The following is a 16,553-nucleotide window of genomic DNA, read 5'->3' as shown; positions in this document are numbered from 1 at the left end:
CTCGAACTCGCTGCGCAGGCGGGCGCCATACGCGGGGCCCTCCGCGAGCAGCGCGAGCAACCCTTGCTTGACCGACATCGACGCCTCCCCGGCATACTCGGTATTCCCTCAGGTGAGGAGATGTATACCGGGTATGCAGGGGACGCGCAAGCGATGCCTCGCTCAGCGTGCCGGGGCGGTCTCGAACCAGGGGTGGTGCAGGTCGTGGTAGCTGACGTCCGTCATCAGCTCGCCCAGCTGCGCCATCTGCTCCTGCATCTCGGACGGCACCTCGCGGCGCTCGCCCTCACGTGCCTCGGCCTCGGTGCGGAACGCAACGGTCTGGGTGAAGAAGCCCTTGTCGTCGATCGCCACGGTGCCGCCGATGATCTCGGGCCGCGCGGTGTGGAGCATGTCCATGGGCTGGCTCATGAAGTCGTGGAACTTGCCGGGGTCGGTGAGCTGACCCTGGATCACCTGCACGAACTGCGCGTCGTCGGAGCCCCCGTCGAGCATCATGACGACGTCATTGCAGTCGTGGAAGGTGACGGCTCCGTCGAAGCACTTCTGCGTCTCCGCCCACCACTCGCCCTGTTCCGGACGCTGCGAGTTCCGCTCCGCCGACTCCTTCGAGTCGAAGCGGACGACACCGATGAACTCACCGTCGTCGGTGATCCCGTACGTGCCCCCGAGGAACCCGGCGGCGCCGCTCTCGAGCCGGCTCCGCCAGTCGTCCATCTGTCGGTGCACCGTGTCGGCGTCGCGACACGTTCCCTGTATGACCTGGATGAACACCTCTCGCCTCCGTCGTGGTCGGGGACCGCTTCCCGGCGAAGTGGTCCACCGATCGACGGTATGCCGCTGAGCTGGCTTGCGGCGCAGGTGTGCCGGTCCCGAGACGGTTTGGTCCCTGGGGCCCTCGATGTGCCCGGCTTTGTCCCGAATGCGCGCTCGTCCGGTCGGCGAGCTGAGGACTACGTCGTGAGCAGGATCTTGCCGATGTGGGTGGAGGCCTCCATCTCGCGGTGTGCGTCGGCGGCCTTCTCGAGCGGGTGGCGCGAGTGGATGACCGGCCGGACGACGCCTGACTCGACAAGGGGCCAGACGTGCTCGCGAACGGCGGCGACGATCGTCGCCTTCTCGGTGTCCGGCCGGGCGCGCAGCGTGGTCGCGATGACGGCGGCCCGCTTGGCCAGCAGGGTGCCGAGGTCGAGCTCGGCCCGTCGGCCGCCCATCAGACCGATCACGACGAGGCGACCGCTGATGGCCAGGGTCTCCACGTTGCGGGCGAGGTACTTGGCGCCCATGTTGTCGAGGATGACGTCGGCGCCGTGCCCTCCGGTGCCCTCGCGCACCTTCTCCACGAAGTCCTCGTCCTTGTAGTTGACGACGATGTCCGCGCCGAGCTCGCGGCAGAAGTCCAGCTTCTCCTGGGTCCCGGCCGTCACGGCGACGTGCGCGCCGACGGCCTTGCCCAGCTGGATCGCCATCGTGCCGATGCCCGAGCTGCCGCCGTGGACGAGAAGCCACTGGCCGGGCTGGATGTTGGCCGTGAGGAACACGTTTGACCAGACGGTGCAGGCCACCTCGGGCAGTGCGGCGGCGTCATCGACGGAGACGCCCTCGGGCACGGGCAACAGCTGGCCGGCCGGGACCGCCACCTGCTCGGCGTAGCCGCCGCCGACGAGGAGCGCGCACACCTCGTCACCGACCTGCCACCCCTCGACCTCGTCACCGACCGCCGAGATGCGTCCGCTCACCTCGAGTCCCGGCAGCGGTGAGGCGCCGGGTGGCGGGTCGTAGAAGCCCCGCCGCTGCTGGACGTCGGCGCGGTTGACGCCTGCGGCGACCACGTCGACGACCACCTCACCGGGCTTCGGGGTGGGAGCGTCGACCTCGGTGGGCACGAGGACGTCGGCCTCGCCGGGCTCGGAGATGGTGATGGCACGCATAGGGCCCAGCCTACGGACGGCGGCGCGGACGGGTGCGGTTGAGTACTGCGACTCTGTCCGCTCCTTCTTGGCGTGCCCAGACTCACCGCCATGGGCACTTCTTCCGGCCCCGTGGCGGGGCGACCGGCGCTGACCGCGTCCGACCTGGCTCACCTCGACTTCGTCGAGCACGTGTTCCTGCCCGAAGCGACCCGGCGGCGGCTCGTCGGCTTCCCCCAGGATGCGGCGCTGAAGGGACTCGTGCGCGAGCTGTTAGCCCAGGCCGGAGCCGCTGCCCCACCGACGGCATCGGCCGCGCCGGAGGCCGCGGAGCCGGTCGGCCCGTATGAGTGGCCCACCGCCGGTCCGCTCCGAGCCGGGGCGACCGCGCGGCCGTCCTTCGCCGAGCTCGAGGCGAGGAGCCTCGCGCCCCAGGTCCCGTCGGCTCCACCCGCGGGCTCCTGGATCGCGCCGCCCGGCCCTGCACCGACGTGGTCACCGCCATCCGGGCCGGCGCCGGCTCCGGCTCCGGTCCCCGGGCTTGCGTCGGCACCGGCACCGGCCGCGCCTCGACCGCCGTCGGCACTCCGCGAGTGGTGGTCCCGGACGCTCCACGCCATCGGCTCGGACCTCGCGGTCCACGGCCTCGCCTACCTCGGGGTGCTGCTCTTCTTCGTGGGCGCGTTTGGCCTCGTCGCCTTCGCCTTCGCTGATGTCGCCACCGGGCTGCGCCCGGTCGCCGAAGTCGTCATCGCGGGCGCACCGTTCGCCGCCGGCGCGCTCCTGCGCCGGCGTCGGGCCGAGGCGGTCGGGCGGTCCCTCGAGCTCGCCGGCGGGCTGGTCCTGCCGATCATGCTGCTCACTTCCCTGCTCGACGACGTCGCGCTCCCGCCCGACCTGTCGGGTCGCCCGCTCGTGGCCACCGCGACGCTCCTCACCGCAGGGGTCGCCCTCGGGTATGCCGCGTGGTGTCGACGTCACCCAGCCAGCGCGCTGCGCTTCCTCGTCGCGCCCGTCGGTTGGCTGGCGGTCGGTCTGGCGACCATGGGCCTGGGACGCGAGATCCCGGTGGGCAAGGCCGTCGCGACGCCGAGCGCGGCACAGGTGGCCGCCATGGCCGTCGCGCTCGCGGTGACGTTGGGCTGGCCCCGGGTGCGCAGCAGCGGCCGGCTCGTGGTGCCGACGACGGCGTCGGCCGTCCCGGCCAGCCTCGTCCTTGCGGTGCTCGCGGTCCTCACCTGGGCCGCGGCCGGCTGGCCCGCGGGGGTGGTCCTCGTGGCAGGGGTCGCCCTGCTGGTCGTGGTCGAGCTGCTCGACCGGCGGCTCTCCCGTCTCGTGCTCGGGCTGGCCGGGCCCGCGTGGTGGGCCGTCGTGTGGGTCGCCCTGTCCGCGGGGATGGGCGCTTCCGTGCCCGCGCATGTGGTCGGTGCCGTCGTCGCCGTGGGCTTCGTCGCCATCCTCGAGCGGTCCGCCGGCCGCCGGCGACCGGCGGTCGCGGTCCTCCTGCCCGCCGGGGGCGCGACACTCGCCCTCGCCTCGACGCTGACCGGCGACCTCACCTGGGCTGCAGGCGTCCTCGCCGTCGCGGCGATCTGGGCGATCACCCGTCGGACGGCACCCTTCGCGATGTCCGGTGCCGCCCGCCTGCTCGATTTCGCGGCTGGACTCCTGCCGGCCGGCGCGACCCTCGCGCTGGCCGCGGCTGACACTTCGGGTGGGTCGGCCGCCGTCCTCATCGGTGCGGTCGTCCTGCTCACCGTTGCGATTCCCGCGGCACGCGGGTGGCTCGACCGCTCCGCTGGGGAGCCGTACTGGCGGCGGTGGTGGTCCGGCGGCCTTGTCATGGTCGTCGTGCTGGCCGCGGTGCTGCTGGACCCCGGCGCGGACCGGCTCGCTCGCTGGTCCGGTGCCGTCTCCTTCGCGCTGCTCGCCCTCGGTGCCTTGGTGGGCCCGCTCCGCCCGGTCGCCAAGCCGGTGGTCGCCACCCTGCTCGGCCTCGGCGCGTGGCTGGTGGGGACCGACGGCACGCGGGTGTCGGGCGACCTCCGGTGGGCGGTCCCCGCCGTCGCCGGACTGGCGCTCGTCGCACTCGTGCACCTCCTCCCCGCCGGTATCACCGCACAGGGGCCGCGTCGCTCGGTCGCCGTTGCGACGGCGCTGAGCGGGCATGCACTCGGTGCCGGCATGGTGGCCGCCGCTGTCGACACCGACTGGGGGCTCGTGGCGGCGGTCGCGGCCAGCACCGGTGGCTGGTGCGTCACCGGCTGGCGGCAGGTCCGCGGGGCCTCGCCGGTCGCCGCCACGCTCGGCGGCCTGCAGCCATGGCTTGCCCCCGGGCCGCTCACGCTCGGTGCCGTCGGCCTGCCTGTCACCTTCTCCCTCGCCCTCGACCGGTCCGGCCTCCTCCCGCTTGGCTCACGCTGGTCGCCCACGGTTCTCGCCGTCCTCGCAGTCACGTATGCCGCTGCCGCAGGGCTCCCGATGCCCGTCCCGGTCGGCCGGACGCTGTCCCGGGTCGGCTTCCTCCTGGCCCTGGTCGCACCCACGCTGGCCGCGCCCACGCTGGCCGCACCGACACTGGTCGCGCCCACTCTGACGACCGGTCGGGCGCCGGCTGCCCTCGCTCTCCTCGGCCTCATCGCCGTCGTGGCCGTGATGCCGAGTGACCACCGGATCGCCCCGATGACGTGGGCCGCCTGGGTCGCTCCCGCGCCGCTCGTGCACCTCATGGGGGCGCAGCTCTGGCCGGTGGCGGGCCGCCTCCCGCAGTCCGAGTGGACCGGCCTCGCCCTCGTCGGTGTTGGTGCGCTGCTGCTCGTCGGTGGCCTGCTCGCTCGCCGGCAGGTGCCCCTACTGCGAATGTCGTGGCCGGTGGTCGCGGTGACGGTCGGGGGCCTCGAGCTCGCCGTCGGGTTCCTGACGGCGGTCGTCGGCCAGACAGGTCCGCTCGCCGGCGGGGTCTGCCTCGCGGTGGCTCTCGTCGTGGCGGTTGCGGGAGCCTCGTCGTCGCTCGGAGTCCTCGGCGGGGCGGCGGTCCTCCTGGCCTGGTGGGCGACTCTGCTGCTGGCCGGCCCGGCGATCCTGGCGCGGCCATGGCTCGCGCTCGCCGCCTCCGCCGCGGTGCTCCTCGGTGCGCACCTCCTGTCCTCGTGGGAGGTGAGGCGAGCCGGCGACGGCCCGGTCGCGTGGTGGCGCCGGTGGGACGCGCCCGTCCTCGTCTCCGCCGTGCCCGTCGCGGCGACCGGCCTGCTGCTCTCGGTCGGTACGCCGACCGAGAGCGCCTGTTGGGTCGCCGCGGGCGCGGAGTGCCTCGCCGTCGCCGCCCGGCTCCGCAGGCGTCCGGGCATCGCGGCTCCGCTCGCCGTGCTCGGGACGCTCCTCGTGCTGGTCGGGGCGTCGGCGGCCGGGGGCGGCTGGCTCAGCCTGGCCCTGCTCGCCCTCGGTGCCACGCTCACCGTGCTCGGTGCCGTCGCCGGCCCGGGTGCCGTCACCGGCGTGGGTCCCATCCGCGTCGCCTACCGGGTTGGTGGCGCGGTGGCCACGGTCGCAGGCTGCGCGAGCGGACTCGACTGGCTCGCGTGGCCGACGCAGCGCTCCGTGGAGGCGGCGGCCCTCGCTGCGGCAGCCGCCATCGCGATGGTCACCGTGCTCGTGCGCGCCGTGCCGGGCCTCGACCGCACCTGGTGGCTCGTCTGGGGTGGCGCCGCGGCGGCGGTCGAGGCGGCCCTGCCCGGAGTCGGCGCGTCGGCACCGGTCGCGGTCGGACTCGCGGTCACGGCCCTGGCGCTCGCCATCGCTGCGGAGCCCGTGCGCGTGGCCTGGCTGCGTGAGGCCGGAGCCGGCTACCTCCTCGCGGCGATCGTCGTGGCGCTGCACGCAGCCCAGGTGTCGCCGCAGACCGCCGCCGTCTCGACGAGTGCGCTGGGCGCAGCCTGTGCCGTGGCGCTGCTCGCCGTCACGGGTGGCCCGTTCGCCCGCTGGCAGCGTCCCGTCGTCGTGCTCGGGCTGCCCGCGACGGCGTGGGCAGTGCTGACCGCGGGCGCTGGTGCGGCCGCCGGTCCCACCGCCGTGGCCGACTCGGGCACCCTCGCTGTATCGCTGGCCGTCGCGTCGCTCCAGGCGGCTGCCACCGGCGTCGCGTTCCGCAGGGTGGGCGTGCAGCTGCTCGCGCCGGCTCTGGCCTGTGCCGCGTGGCTCTCCTTCTCGTACGAGTCACTCCACGGCCGCCCCGAATGGGTCACGGCTCCAGCCGGCTTCGCGGCGCTCGTCACCGTCGCGCTCTGGCGTCACGACCGGGCCGGGCGCGGGCAGCCGATGGCCGCTCCCGAGATCGTCGTCCTCGAGCTCGCGGGCATTCTCCTGCTCGTCGGTCCGTCACTCGCGTCGGCAGTCACCGCCGGGGTGGGCCACGCGCTCGTCGCCCTCGTGCTCGGGGTCGCCGTCGCGGCGTGGGGCATCGTCACCGAGGTGCGGCGCCGGGTCTCGGCCGGCGTCGGCACGGTTCTCGTGGCGGTCCTCCTGCTCGTCGCCGTCCCGCTCGTGGACCTGCTGCCCCGGTGGCAGGGCGCCGCGGTCTGGATCGTCATCGCCGTCCTCGGCCTCGTCGCGGTGCTCGCGGCCGCCTTCGTCGAGCAGGGCAAGGTCGCTGCTCGCAAGGGACTCGCCCAGCTCACGGAGGCCACAGCGGGCTGGGAGTGAGTGAGCGGCATACCCCTCAGGGGCGAGCGGGGCTCAGCCGGCGGGAGATCTCTGTGGCGGCGCTCCGCGTCCGGCCGACGAGGTCGGCGACGTGCTCGGGCGAGCCGTCCTCCGAGCGGAAGGTGACGGCGATCGCCGCGAGCGGCCGGCCCGAGCGGTCGAGGACGGGCACGGCGATCGAGGACAGGCTCGGCGTGACGGTCCCGTCCTCGCGGGCGAAGCCGTCGGCGCGGGTCCGGCTGAGCAGGCTGCGCAGCTCGGTGAGCGACCGCGGGCCGGTGCCGTTGCGCTGCACGAACGAGCCGCGGTCGGGATAGAGCGCGCGCACGTGGGCCTGGGGGAGCGCCGACAGCAGCGCGAGACCGCTCGCCGTCAGATGCGCCGGCAGTCGCACGCCGACGTCGGTGACGAGGGTCGGCTGCCCGGCCGCCCGCTCCTCGAGCAGGTAGATGACGTCGCGTCCGTCGAGCGTGGCGAAGTGGGCGTTGCGGCCGACCTGGTCGACGAGCCGGCGCATCGCGGACCGGGCGAGCCGGGCCAGGGGCGCCTGGCGCTGGTAGGCCGAGCCGAGCTCGTAGGCCGCCGAGCCGAGCCCGAAGCGCCGCTCCTCGGTGTAGTGCGTGACATAGCCGCGACCGTGCAGCACCTTGAGCAGGTGGTAGACCGACGAGCGCGGCAGGCCCAGGTCGCGCGCGATCGCGGCGGCGGGCACCGGCTCGGCGTGCCGGGACAGGTGCTCCAGCACGTCGAGGGCGTTGGCCGCGGCCGGGGCGTTCGCCATGGGCTCCCTCCGTCTGTGTGCTGAGTCGATCGTAGGACCGGCGAGAGGTCCCCGGGTAGGTGCTCGGATGTCTCGCATGCGAGACACTAGTGCCGCGTCGGGTGCTGGTGGACGGGTCAGTCGGCTTGTTCGATGGAGGCATGACGACTGCACCAGCCGCCCTCGACCGGGCCGCCTCGACCGTCACGGTGGGGGTCGGCCCGCTGACCTTCGACGATGTGGTCGCGGTCGCCAGACGCGGTGCCCGGGTCGAGCTGTCGCCCGAGGCGCAGGCGGCGATGGCCTCCAGCCGCGCGGTCATCGAGGCGCTCGCCGACGACGACGTCCCGCACTATGGGGTGTCGACCGGCTTCGGGGCGCTCGCGACCCGGCACATCCCCGTCGCGCTGCGCGCCCAGCTGCAGCGGTCGCTCGTCCGCTCCCACGCCGCGGGGACGGGCGACGAGGTCGAACGCGAGGTGGTCCGGGCGCTGATGCTGCTGCGGCTGTCGACGCTCGCGACCGGCCGCACGGGCGTGCGCCTCGAGACGGCGAGGGTGTATGCCGCTGTGCTGAGTGCCGGCATCACCCCGGTCGTGCGTGAGTACGGTTCGCTCGGCTGCTCCGGCGACCTCGCGCCGCTCGCGCACTGCGCGCTCGCGGTCATGGGAGAGGGGGTCGTGCGTGACGCGGCCGGCGTCGAGCTGGACGCGGCCGACGCGCTGGCCGCAGCCGGCATCGAGCCGGTCGTGCTCGCGGAGAAGGAAGGCCTCGCGCTCATCAACGGCACTGACGGGATGCTCGGCATGCTCGTCCTCGCCATCGACGACCTCCGGCACCTGCTCAAGGTGGCCGACGTCGCAGCAGCGCTCAGCGTCGAGGGACTGCTCGGCACCGACGACGTCTTCCAGGCCGACCTGCACGAGCTCCGACCGCACCCGGGTCAACAGGCATCGGCGGCGAACGTCCTTGCCGTGATGGCGGATTCGCCGATCCGCGAGTCGCACCGCACCGAGGAGTGCACGCGCGTGCAGGACGCCTACTCCCTCCGCTGCGCCCCCCAGGTGCACGGCGGCGCCCGGGACACCGTGGCCCATGCTGCGCGGGTCGCCGGGGTCGAGCTCGCCTCGGCGGTCGACAACCCGGTCGTCACGCGCGACGGCCGGGTCGAGTCGAACGGCAACTTCCACGGAGCGCCGATCGCCTATGTCCTCGACTTCCTCGCCATCGTGGCCGCCGACGTCGCGTCGATGTCGGAGCGGCGCACCGACCGGTTCCTCGACCCGGCTCGGAGCCACGGGCTGCCGCCGTTCCTCGCGCACGACCCCGGGGTCGACTCGGGGCTGATGATCGCGCAGTACACCCAGGCCGCCATGGTCTCCGAGCTGAAGCGGCTCGCCGTGCCGGCCTCGGTCGACTCGATTCCCAGCTCGGCCATGCAGGAGGACCACGTGTCGATGGGGTGGTCCGCCGCCCGCAAGCTCCGACGGGCGGTCGACGCGCTCTCCCGGGTGCTCGCCATCGAGCTGCTGACCGCGGCCCGGGGGCTGCAGCTGCGGGCTCCGCTCGAGCCGGGGCCGGCCGCTGGTGCGGTCATCCTGGCGTTGGACGCCGTGACTCGGACTGAGCCCGGCCCGGACCGGTTCCTCGCTCCCGACATCGAGGGCGCCTGGCAGGCGGTCGTCGACCGGTCCGTCGTCGCGGCCGTCGAGTCCGTCACCGGCCCCCTGCGCTGACGAGGACCCCCACGCCCATGGCGAGGAATGAGCGGAACGAGACGCCCCGAGCGGGAGCCAGCTCAGCGGCATACCTGACGGCTCTGTTGTGAAACGGCTTGAACGAGAAGGGAATTGACATGGACGGTGCGCGACCGGTCCGAGCCCCGCGCGGCACGACGCTGACGGCGAGGTCGTGGGCGACGGAGGCTCCGCTGCGGATGCTGATGAACAACCTCGACCCCGAGGTGGCGGAGCGGCCCGACGACCTCGTGGTCTACGGGGGCACCGGGCGCGCGGCGCGCAGCTGGCAGGCCTTCGACGCGATGGTGCGCACGCTGACCACGCTGCGCGAGGACGAGACGATGCTCGTCCAGTCCGGTAAGCCGGTTGGCGTCCTGCAGACGCACGAGTGGGCGCCGCGGGTGCTCATCGCCAACTCGAACCTCGTGGGGGACTGGGCGACGTGGCCGGAGTTCCGCCGGCTCGAGCACCTCGGGCTGACGATGTATGGGCAGATGACGGCGGGGTCGTGGATCTACATCGGCACGCAGGGCATCGTCCAGGGCACTTATGAGACCTTCGCGGCGGTGGCGGAGAAGCGGTTCGGCGGCACGTTGCGCGGCACGCTGACCCTGACCGCCGGATGCGGCGGGATGGGCGGTGCCCAGCCACTGGCGGTCACGCTCAACGACGGCGCCTGCCTCATCGTCGACGTCGACCCGGCCCGGCTGCAGCGGCGGGTCGAACACCGCTACCTCGACGAGGTCGCCGGGTCACTGGACGAGGCGGTCGAGATCGCCGTGCGGGCCAAGGACGAGGGTCGCGCCTGGTCGGTCGGCGTCGTCGGCAACGCGGCCTCCGTCTTCCCCGAGCTGTTGCGGCGCGGCGTGCCGATCGACATCGTCACCGACCAGACCTCGGCACACGACCCCCTGTCCTACCTGCCCGAGGGGGTCGACCTGGCGGACTGGCACGAGCTGGCCGAGAAGAAGCCAGAGGAGTTCACGGAACGGGCGCGGGCGTCCATGGCCAAGCACGTCCAGGCGATGGTCGAGTTCCAGGACGGCGGCGCCGAGGTCTTCGACTACGGCAACTCGATCCGCGACGAGGCGCGGCTCGGCGGCTACGGGCGGGCGTTCGAGTTCCCCGGCTTCGTGCCGGCCTACATCCGGCCGCTGTTCTGCGAGGGCAAGGGCCCGTTCCGGTGGGCGGCGCTCTCCGGCGACCCGAAGGACATCGCTGCCACGGACCGCGCCGTGCTCGAGCTCTTCCCGGACAACGAGCGGCTCGCCAAGTGGATCCGGGGGGCGCAGGAGCGGATCGCCTTCCAGGGTCTGCCCGCTCGCATCTGCTGGCTCGGCTACGGAGAGCGTGACCGGGCTGGGCTGCGGTTCAACGAGATGGTTGCCTCCGGCGAGCTCTCGGCACCGGTCGTCATCGGCCGGGACCACCTGGACGCCGGCTCGGTCGCCTCGCCCTACCGTGAGACCGAGGCGATGGCCGACGGCTCGGACGCCATCGCGGACTGGCCCCTGCTCAACGCACTCGTCAACACCGCCTCCGGGGCATCCTGGGTGTCGATCCACCATGGTGGTGGAGTGGGGATCGGCCGCTCGATCCACGCGGGCCAGGTGTCTGTCGCGGACGGCACCCCGCTGGCGGCGGAGAAGCTCGCCCGGGTCCTGACGAACGACCCTGGGATGGGCGTCATCCGGCACGTCGACGCGGGTTACGAGCGGGCCGAGGAGGTCGCGCGGGAGCGTGGGGTCCGGGTGCCGATGCAGGAGGGCTGACGGCGTTGCTCAGCCCGCAGGGGTGTCCGAGATGTCCGCGACGGTGGCATCGAAGAGCCGGATGACGTCGTCGCCGTTGACGGTGAGGCCCACGCCGTGGGCACCCCCGCCGAGGTTGATCCGCCGGCCGACGAGGTGCGGGTCTGCGATGACGGGCAGGCGCTCCTTGGCGCCGAACGGGGTGATGGTGCCCCGCTCGTAGCCGGTGACCTCTTGCGCCGCAGCGGCGTCGGGCATGGAGATCCGGTTCGTGCCGAGCAGCTGGCGCACCTTGGCCCACGAGAAGACCCGGTCGCCGGGGACGAGGACGAAGACGTGCTCGCCCTCCGATTTGCGCACCACCAGGGTCTTGATGAGGTCACGTGGCTCGATACCGAACGCGGCGGCGGCCTCCTCGAGGCTGCGCACCCGGCCGATCCGTCGCACGTCGAAGTCGATCCCGGCCGCGCGGGCGGCCTCGATCGCGGGGGTCGTGTCGGTGTCGCCCCGGGCGTTCGGCGTGTCCTGGGAGGCGGGGGTGGCAGATGGCTCGGTCACCTTGCCACTGTAGGCATGCCGTCCCGACCGGTGCGGCGCGTGCTGCGCGGCGGCCTCAGCGACGGCGTGCGTCGAGCGAGGGCAGGCGGTGCAGCAACAGGGACAGCACGGCCACGATGACGACGAGCCCCAGGGTGAGCGTCAGCACGGCCGGCCAGGCACCGAAGGACCAGGCCTGGCCCGACAGGCTGCCGAAGACGGATGAGCCGAGGTAGTAGGCGAAGAGGTACAGCGAGGCGGCCGGCCCGGGAGCGGCGTTGCCGGCGAAGGCGCGAGCCGGGACCCAGCCGCTCGCGACGCCGTGCACGGCGAAGAACCCGCCGGTCAGCACGGCGAGACCCAGGACGACCACCGGGACCGAGTCCGGGATCGTCAGGAGCAGGCCGACCGCAAAGACCGCGCAGCCCACCGGGACGACGGCCCGGCGGGAGTAGCGGTCTGCGAGTCGGCCGGCGACGGTCGAGGCAACCGTGCCGACCGGGTAGACGAGGAAGACCAGTCCGGCCGCTCCCAGTCCGAGGTGGAAGGGCTCGGACACGAGGCGGAAGCCCATCGCGTTGTACGTCGCGACGAAGGCTCCCATCGAGCAGGCGCCGACCGCATAGAGCGCGAGCAGGGCTCGATCGGACAGCGCCCCGCGCATCAGGCCGAGCAGGTGGCTCAACTGGGCCGGAGCGGCCCTGAAGTTGCGGGACGCCGGCAGGAGGATCCGCACGGCGAGAGCGCAGAACAGCCCGACGGCCGAGATGGCGGCGAGCGCCCAGCGCCAGCCGGCGGCCTCACCGATCCCTGCCGTGATGAGGCGACCAGTCATGCCGCCGAGAGCGGTGCCGCCGATGTAGAGCCCGGCGGCGCGGGCCTGCACGCCGGGGTGCAGCTCCTCCCGGAGGTAGGCGGTCGCCACGGCGGGGAGTCCGGCGAGCGTCACTCCCTGCAGCAGCCGCAGCGCGAGCAGCGCCTGCCAGCCGGGCGCCAGGGCGCACCCCACGCCGACCAGTGCCGAGACGGCCAGGGAGAGGTGGATCAGCCGGGTGCGCCCCACGACCTCCGAGATCGGTCCGGCAACGAGCAGGGCGATCCCGAGCCCGACCGTCGTGACGGACAGCGACAACGTGCTCTCGGCGGCGGAGACCGAGAAGGCGGTCGCCAGCTCGGGGAGCAGCGCCTGCGTGCTGTAGAGCAGGGCGAACGTCGCCACACCCGCGGCGAAGAGGGCGACCGAGATCCGGCGGTACTCCGGATCGCTCATCCGGTAGCCGTGGAACGGCTGCGCGGGCACGGACGAGGTCACCACCCCACTGTGGTGCATGGGCGGCGTCGAGCTCGCCCCCGGGTCACCCTTCTGTCCGATGGTCGGGATCGTGCTGTCGACGAGGGAGGGCAGGCGTTGTCTCCGATTCGAGACATATTCAGCGCGACGTATCGCTCCTCACCGGGCGCAAACAGTGTGGAATGGGGCCATGGGGAGCGACTTCACGCGGATGTGGTCGGTGCTGGAGCCGATCGGCCGTGATGCCGGCACCGGCGGCTACCGGCGCTTCGCCTGGACGGCCGTCGACCACGAGCTGCGGGAGTGGTTCGCCGCGGAGTGCGCGTCCCGGGGCCTGCACGTCACCGAGGACCGCGCCGGCAACCAGTGGGGGTGGTGGGGCGACCCCGACGTGACGCCTGGCGTCGTCATCGGCTCGCACCTGGACTCGGTGCCGGACGGTGGCGCCTTCGACGGCCCGCTCGGCGTCGTGAGCGCCCTCGCCACGGTCGACGCCCTCCGCGCGGGTGGAGTGACGCCGGACGTGCCGATCGGTGTCGTCAACTTCGTCGACGAGGAGGGGGCCCGCTTCGGCATCGCCTGCGCCGGCTCTCGCATCATCACCGGGGCGCTCCCCGCCGCGCGCGCCCTGGCCCTGACCGACGCCGACGGGACGACCCTGGCCGAGGCCTGGCGCACGGCCGGCCGGCATCCCGGCACGCTCGGCCCCGACCCCGCGGCGCTGCGGCGCGTCGCCGCCTTCGTCGAGCTGCACGTCGAGCAGGGCAGGGCGCTGGCCCTGGCACCGGACGGCAGCGAGGACCTGTCCGACCCGAGCCGCGCCGTCGCGATCGGCACCGGCATCTGGCCGCACGGCCGCTGGCGCATCGACATCCCCGGCGAGGCGAACCACGCCGGCACGACCCGCCTCGAGGACCGTCACGACGCCATGCTCGGTCTCGCAGGGGTGGTCCAGGCGAGCAGGACGTATGCCGCTCAGCGCGGTTGCGTCGCCACCGTCGGCAAGGTGCGGGTCGAGCCGGGCGGCGTCAACGCGATCGCCAGCCACGTGACTGCGTGGCTCGACGCTCGGGGAGCCGACGAGGCGGCGGTGCGCGCGACCGTCGCCGACGTCGAGCGAGAGGCCGGGGGCGTCGGGGCCGTCACGGTCGAGGAGTCGTGGACCCCGCCGACCACCTTCGACGCCGACCTCGTGAGCCGGCTCAGCGGCATACTCCCGACCGCCCCGCACCTCGCGACCGGCGCGGGGCACGATGCCGGCATCCTCGCGGCCCACGCGGTCCCTACCGCGATGCTCTTCGTGCGGAACCCGACCGGGATCTCCCACTCACCCGCGGAGCACGCCGAGCTCGCCGACTGCGAGGATGGGGTCGTGGCGCTGACGGCGGTCGTCGCCGGTCTCTGCCGACGGAAGGACGATGCGCGATGACGGCATACTGGTGCGAACACGCTTGGCTGACAAGCGGGTTCGCCCACAGGGTGCGTCTCGTCGAGGTCGGGGGGATCTTCAAGGAGATCCAGAGCGGCGTCGACCCGCAGCCCGACGATGTGCGCCTCGACGGCGTGACGCTCCCCGGGATGGCCAACACGCACAGCCACGCCTTCCACCGGGCTCTGCGCGGGCGGGTCAACGGGGGCGGCGGCAACTTCTGGACCTGGCGTGAGCAGATGTACGCCGTCGCGGCGCAGCTCAACCCCGACACCTACCACGCTCTCGCCCGGGCGGTGTTCGCCGAGATGGTGGCCGCCGGCATCACGCTGGTGGGCGAGTTCCACTACGTGCACCACCGGCCGGGCGGCAAGCCGTTCGGTGACCCCAACGCGATGGGCCTGGCCCTGCGCCATGCCGCCGCCGACGCCGGGATCCGGCTGACCCTGCTCGACACGTGCTACCTCGAGGGTGGCCTCAACGGCAGCGGCCATGTCGACCTGCACCCCGGGCAGCTGCGGTTCAGCGACGGCTCGGTCGAGGCGTGGGCGGCCCGGATGTCGGCGCGCCGGCCGGAGAGCGAGCTGGTGCGGCTCGGCGCGGCGATCCACTCCGTGCGAGCGGTGCGGAGGGAGGACCTGCCCAAGGTCGTCGACGCCGCGGGTGACCTGCCGCTCCACATCCACCTGTCGGAGCAGCCGGGCGAGAACCTCGCCTGCCAGATGTACTACGGCAGGACGCCGACCGAGCTGCTCGACGAGGCCGGCGCGCTGGGCCCGAGCCTCACCGCCGTGCACGCCACCCACCTGACCGACAAGGACATCGAGCTCGTCGGCGGCACCGGCACCGGCGCCTGCTTCTGCCCCACGACCGAGCGCGACCTCGCCGACGGCATCGGACCCGCCCGGGCGCTGCACGACGCCGGTGCGCCGATCAGTCTCGGCACCGACCAGCACGTCGTCATCGACCCCTTCGAGGAGCTGCGCGGCCTCGAGATGCACGAGCGGCTCGTGTCGAACGAGCGGGACCGGTTCTCACCTCCCGACCTGCTCCTCGCGGCGACCTTCAACGGCTACCGCGCCCTGGGCTGGTCGGACGGGGGACACCTGTCCAAGGGTGCGCTGGCCGACTTCGTCACCGTGCGCACCGACACCGTCAACACGGCCGGGGCCGCGCCCGAACAGATCCTCTACGCCGGAGTGGCCTCGGACGTCTCGACCGTCGTCGTCGGAGGAGAAGTCGTCGTCTCCGGCGGGCAGCACCGGCTCGGCGACGTGGGGCGCCTGCTCGGAGCGTCGATCCACCGCGTCATCGGGGACTCCGCCCAGTGACGAGCCATCTCATCACCGGCATCGCCGAACTGACGACGAACGACCCGAAGCGCTCGGCCGCCCACTCGGGGCCTGGCTCCAACCCCGGCGACCGGCTGCTCGGGATCGTCCGCGACGCAGCCGTCGTCGTGACCGACGGGGTCATCGAGTGGGTCGGGCCGGAGGTCCTGGCCCCGGACGCCGACCGACGGACCGACCTCGAGGGGCGGGCGGTCATCCCGGGCTTCGTCGACTCGCACACGCACCTCGTCTTCGCCGGTGACCGGGCTGCGGAGTTCGCGGCCCGGATGAGCGGCACCGCCTACGACGGAGGCGGCATCCGGGTCTCGGTCGAGGCGACCCGGCACGCCTCGGACGACGAGCTGCGGGCGCTCGTGCGCGACCGGGTGGCCGAGATGCGGGCGCAGGGAACGACGACCGTCGAGATCAAGAGCGGCTACGGGCTCACGATCGACGACGAGCTGCGGGCCCTGCGGATCGCCCGGGAGTTCACGCCCCACACGACCTTCCTCGGCGCGCACGTCGTGCCCGCCGAGTACGCGCACCGGCGAGCGGCCTATGTGGAGCTGGTGACCGGGCCGATGCTCGCGGCGATCACGGCAGCGGGACCCGGCACAGCGGCATACATCGACGTCTTCTGCGAGCCCCACTCGGCGCACGCGTTCGACGGCGACGAGGCGCGCACGATCCTCGAGGCGGGACGGCGTGCGGGCCTCGGACTGCGGGTGCACGGCAACCAGCTCGGGCCCGGGCCGGGGGTGCAGCTCGCCTGCGAGCTCGGCGCCGCGAGCGTCGACCACTGCACCCACCTGAGCGACGACGACGTCGAGGCGCTGGCGGCGGCCCGGGGCACGACCGTCGCGACCCTGCTGCCCGGCGTCGAGTTCTCCACCCGGTCGCCGTATCCCGACGCACGACGGCTCCTCGACGCCGGGGTCGACGTCGCCCTCGCAACGGACTGCAACCCGGGCACCTGCTACTCGTCGTCGATGCCGTTCGTCATCGCGCTCGCCGTGCGCGACCTCGGCATGACGCCGGCCGAGGCGCTGCACGCGGCGACGGCCGTCTCGGCGCGCTCGCTCGGCCTCGACCGGCGGGTCGCCGTCG

General features: G+C 73.5%; 11 protein-coding genes. 6 read left to right on the top strand and 5 right to left on the bottom strand.

The window, feature by feature from the left end; all coding sequences use genetic code 11:
* Positions 1-162: 162 nt before the first annotated feature.
* Together N864_RS11280 and N864_RS11275 are read right to left on the bottom strand one after the other, a co-directional pair.
* The gene (locus N864_RS11280; protein ID WP_240474298.1) at positions 163-717 is read right to left on the bottom strand and encodes a hypothetical protein; all 555 of its coding nucleotides are present in this window, start codon (positions 715-717) and stop codon (positions 163-165) included.
* A 236-nt stretch (positions 718-953) separates the two neighbouring features.
* A complete protein-coding gene (locus N864_RS11275) occupies positions 954-1,931 on the bottom strand; it encodes an NAD(P)H-quinone oxidoreductase (RefSeq protein WP_034716625.1) in 978 nt (325 codons plus the stop codon).
* Positions 1,932-2,021: 90 nt separating this feature from the next.
* Here N864_RS11275 and N864_RS11270 point away from each other — a divergent pair, with 90 nt between their 5' ends.
* Positions 2,022-6,608 (top strand): hypothetical protein, encoded by a 4,587-nt coding sequence (locus N864_RS11270; protein WP_155892905.1) that lies wholly within the window; start codon positions 2,022-2,024, stop codon positions 6,606-6,608.
* A gap of 16 nt (positions 6,609-6,624) precedes the next feature.
* Here N864_RS11270 and N864_RS11265 read toward each other — a convergent pair whose 3' ends face one another.
* Positions 6,625-7,389 carry an IclR family transcriptional regulator gene (locus N864_RS11265; RefSeq protein ID WP_034716621.1) on the bottom strand — a complete coding sequence of 255 codons (765 nt, stop codon included), beginning with the start codon at positions 7,387-7,389 and terminating at the stop codon, positions 6,625-6,627.
* A gap of 140 nt (positions 7,390-7,529) precedes the next feature.
* Here N864_RS11265 and hutH point away from each other — a divergent pair, with 140 nt between their 5' ends.
* Together hutH and hutU are read left to right on the top strand one after the other, a co-directional pair.
* Entirely contained in the window at positions 7,530-9,104 is a 1,575-nt protein-coding gene (gene hutH / locus N864_RS11260; protein ID WP_034716619.1) for a histidine ammonia-lyase, read from the top strand.
* Positions 9,105-9,223: 119 nt separating this feature from the next.
* Positions 9,224-10,879 carry a urocanate hydratase gene (gene hutU / locus N864_RS11255; RefSeq protein ID WP_034716617.1) on the top strand — a complete coding sequence of 552 codons (1,656 nt, stop codon included), beginning with the start codon at positions 9,224-9,226 and terminating at the stop codon, positions 10,877-10,879.
* A gap of 9 nt (positions 10,880-10,888) precedes the next feature.
* Here the strand turns inward: hutU and N864_RS11250 are convergent, their stop codons facing one another.
* Together N864_RS11250 and N864_RS11245 are read right to left on the bottom strand one after the other, a co-directional pair.
* Positions 10,889-11,341, bottom strand: a complete 453-nt coding sequence (locus N864_RS11250) for an aminoacyl-tRNA deacylase (RefSeq protein WP_034716632.1) — start codon at positions 11,339-11,341, stop codon at positions 10,889-10,891.
* Between the two features lie 130 nt (positions 11,342-11,471).
* Positions 11,472-12,707, bottom strand: coding sequence for an MFS transporter (locus tag N864_RS11245; protein ID WP_240474297.1), 1,236 nt, complete (start codon positions 12,705-12,707; stop codon positions 11,472-11,474).
* 169 nt (positions 12,708-12,876) lie between these two features.
* Between N864_RS11245 and N864_RS11240 the strand changes: the two genes are divergently transcribed.
* The 3 genes from N864_RS11240 to hutI form a co-directional block, all read left to right on the top strand.
* Positions 12,877-14,115: an allantoate amidohydrolase gene (locus tag N864_RS11240; RefSeq protein WP_034716615.1), complete on the top strand. Its 1,239-nt coding sequence runs from the start codon at positions 12,877-12,879 to the stop codon at positions 14,113-14,115.
* A complete protein-coding gene (locus tag N864_RS11235; protein WP_034716613.1) occupies positions 14,112-15,446 on the top strand; it encodes a formimidoylglutamate deiminase in 1,335 nt (444 codons plus the stop codon). Before N864_RS11240 ends, N864_RS11235 begins: the two co-directional genes overlap by 4 nt.
* The coding region (hutI, locus tag N864_RS11230) for an imidazolonepropionase (RefSeq protein WP_034716612.1) at positions 15,443-16,553 on the top strand (1,111 nt) is incomplete at its 3' end. The genes N864_RS11235 and hutI, both read left to right, overlap by 4 nt.

It is taken from the genome of Intrasporangium chromatireducens Q5-1 (assembly GCF_000576575.1).
Classification (GTDB): domain Bacteria; phylum Actinomycetota; class Actinomycetes; order Actinomycetales; family Dermatophilaceae; genus Intrasporangium_A; species Intrasporangium_A chromatireducens.
The sequence above is the reverse complement of the archived record's forward strand: the minus strand, read 5'-3'. Positions and strand labels throughout refer to the sequence as shown.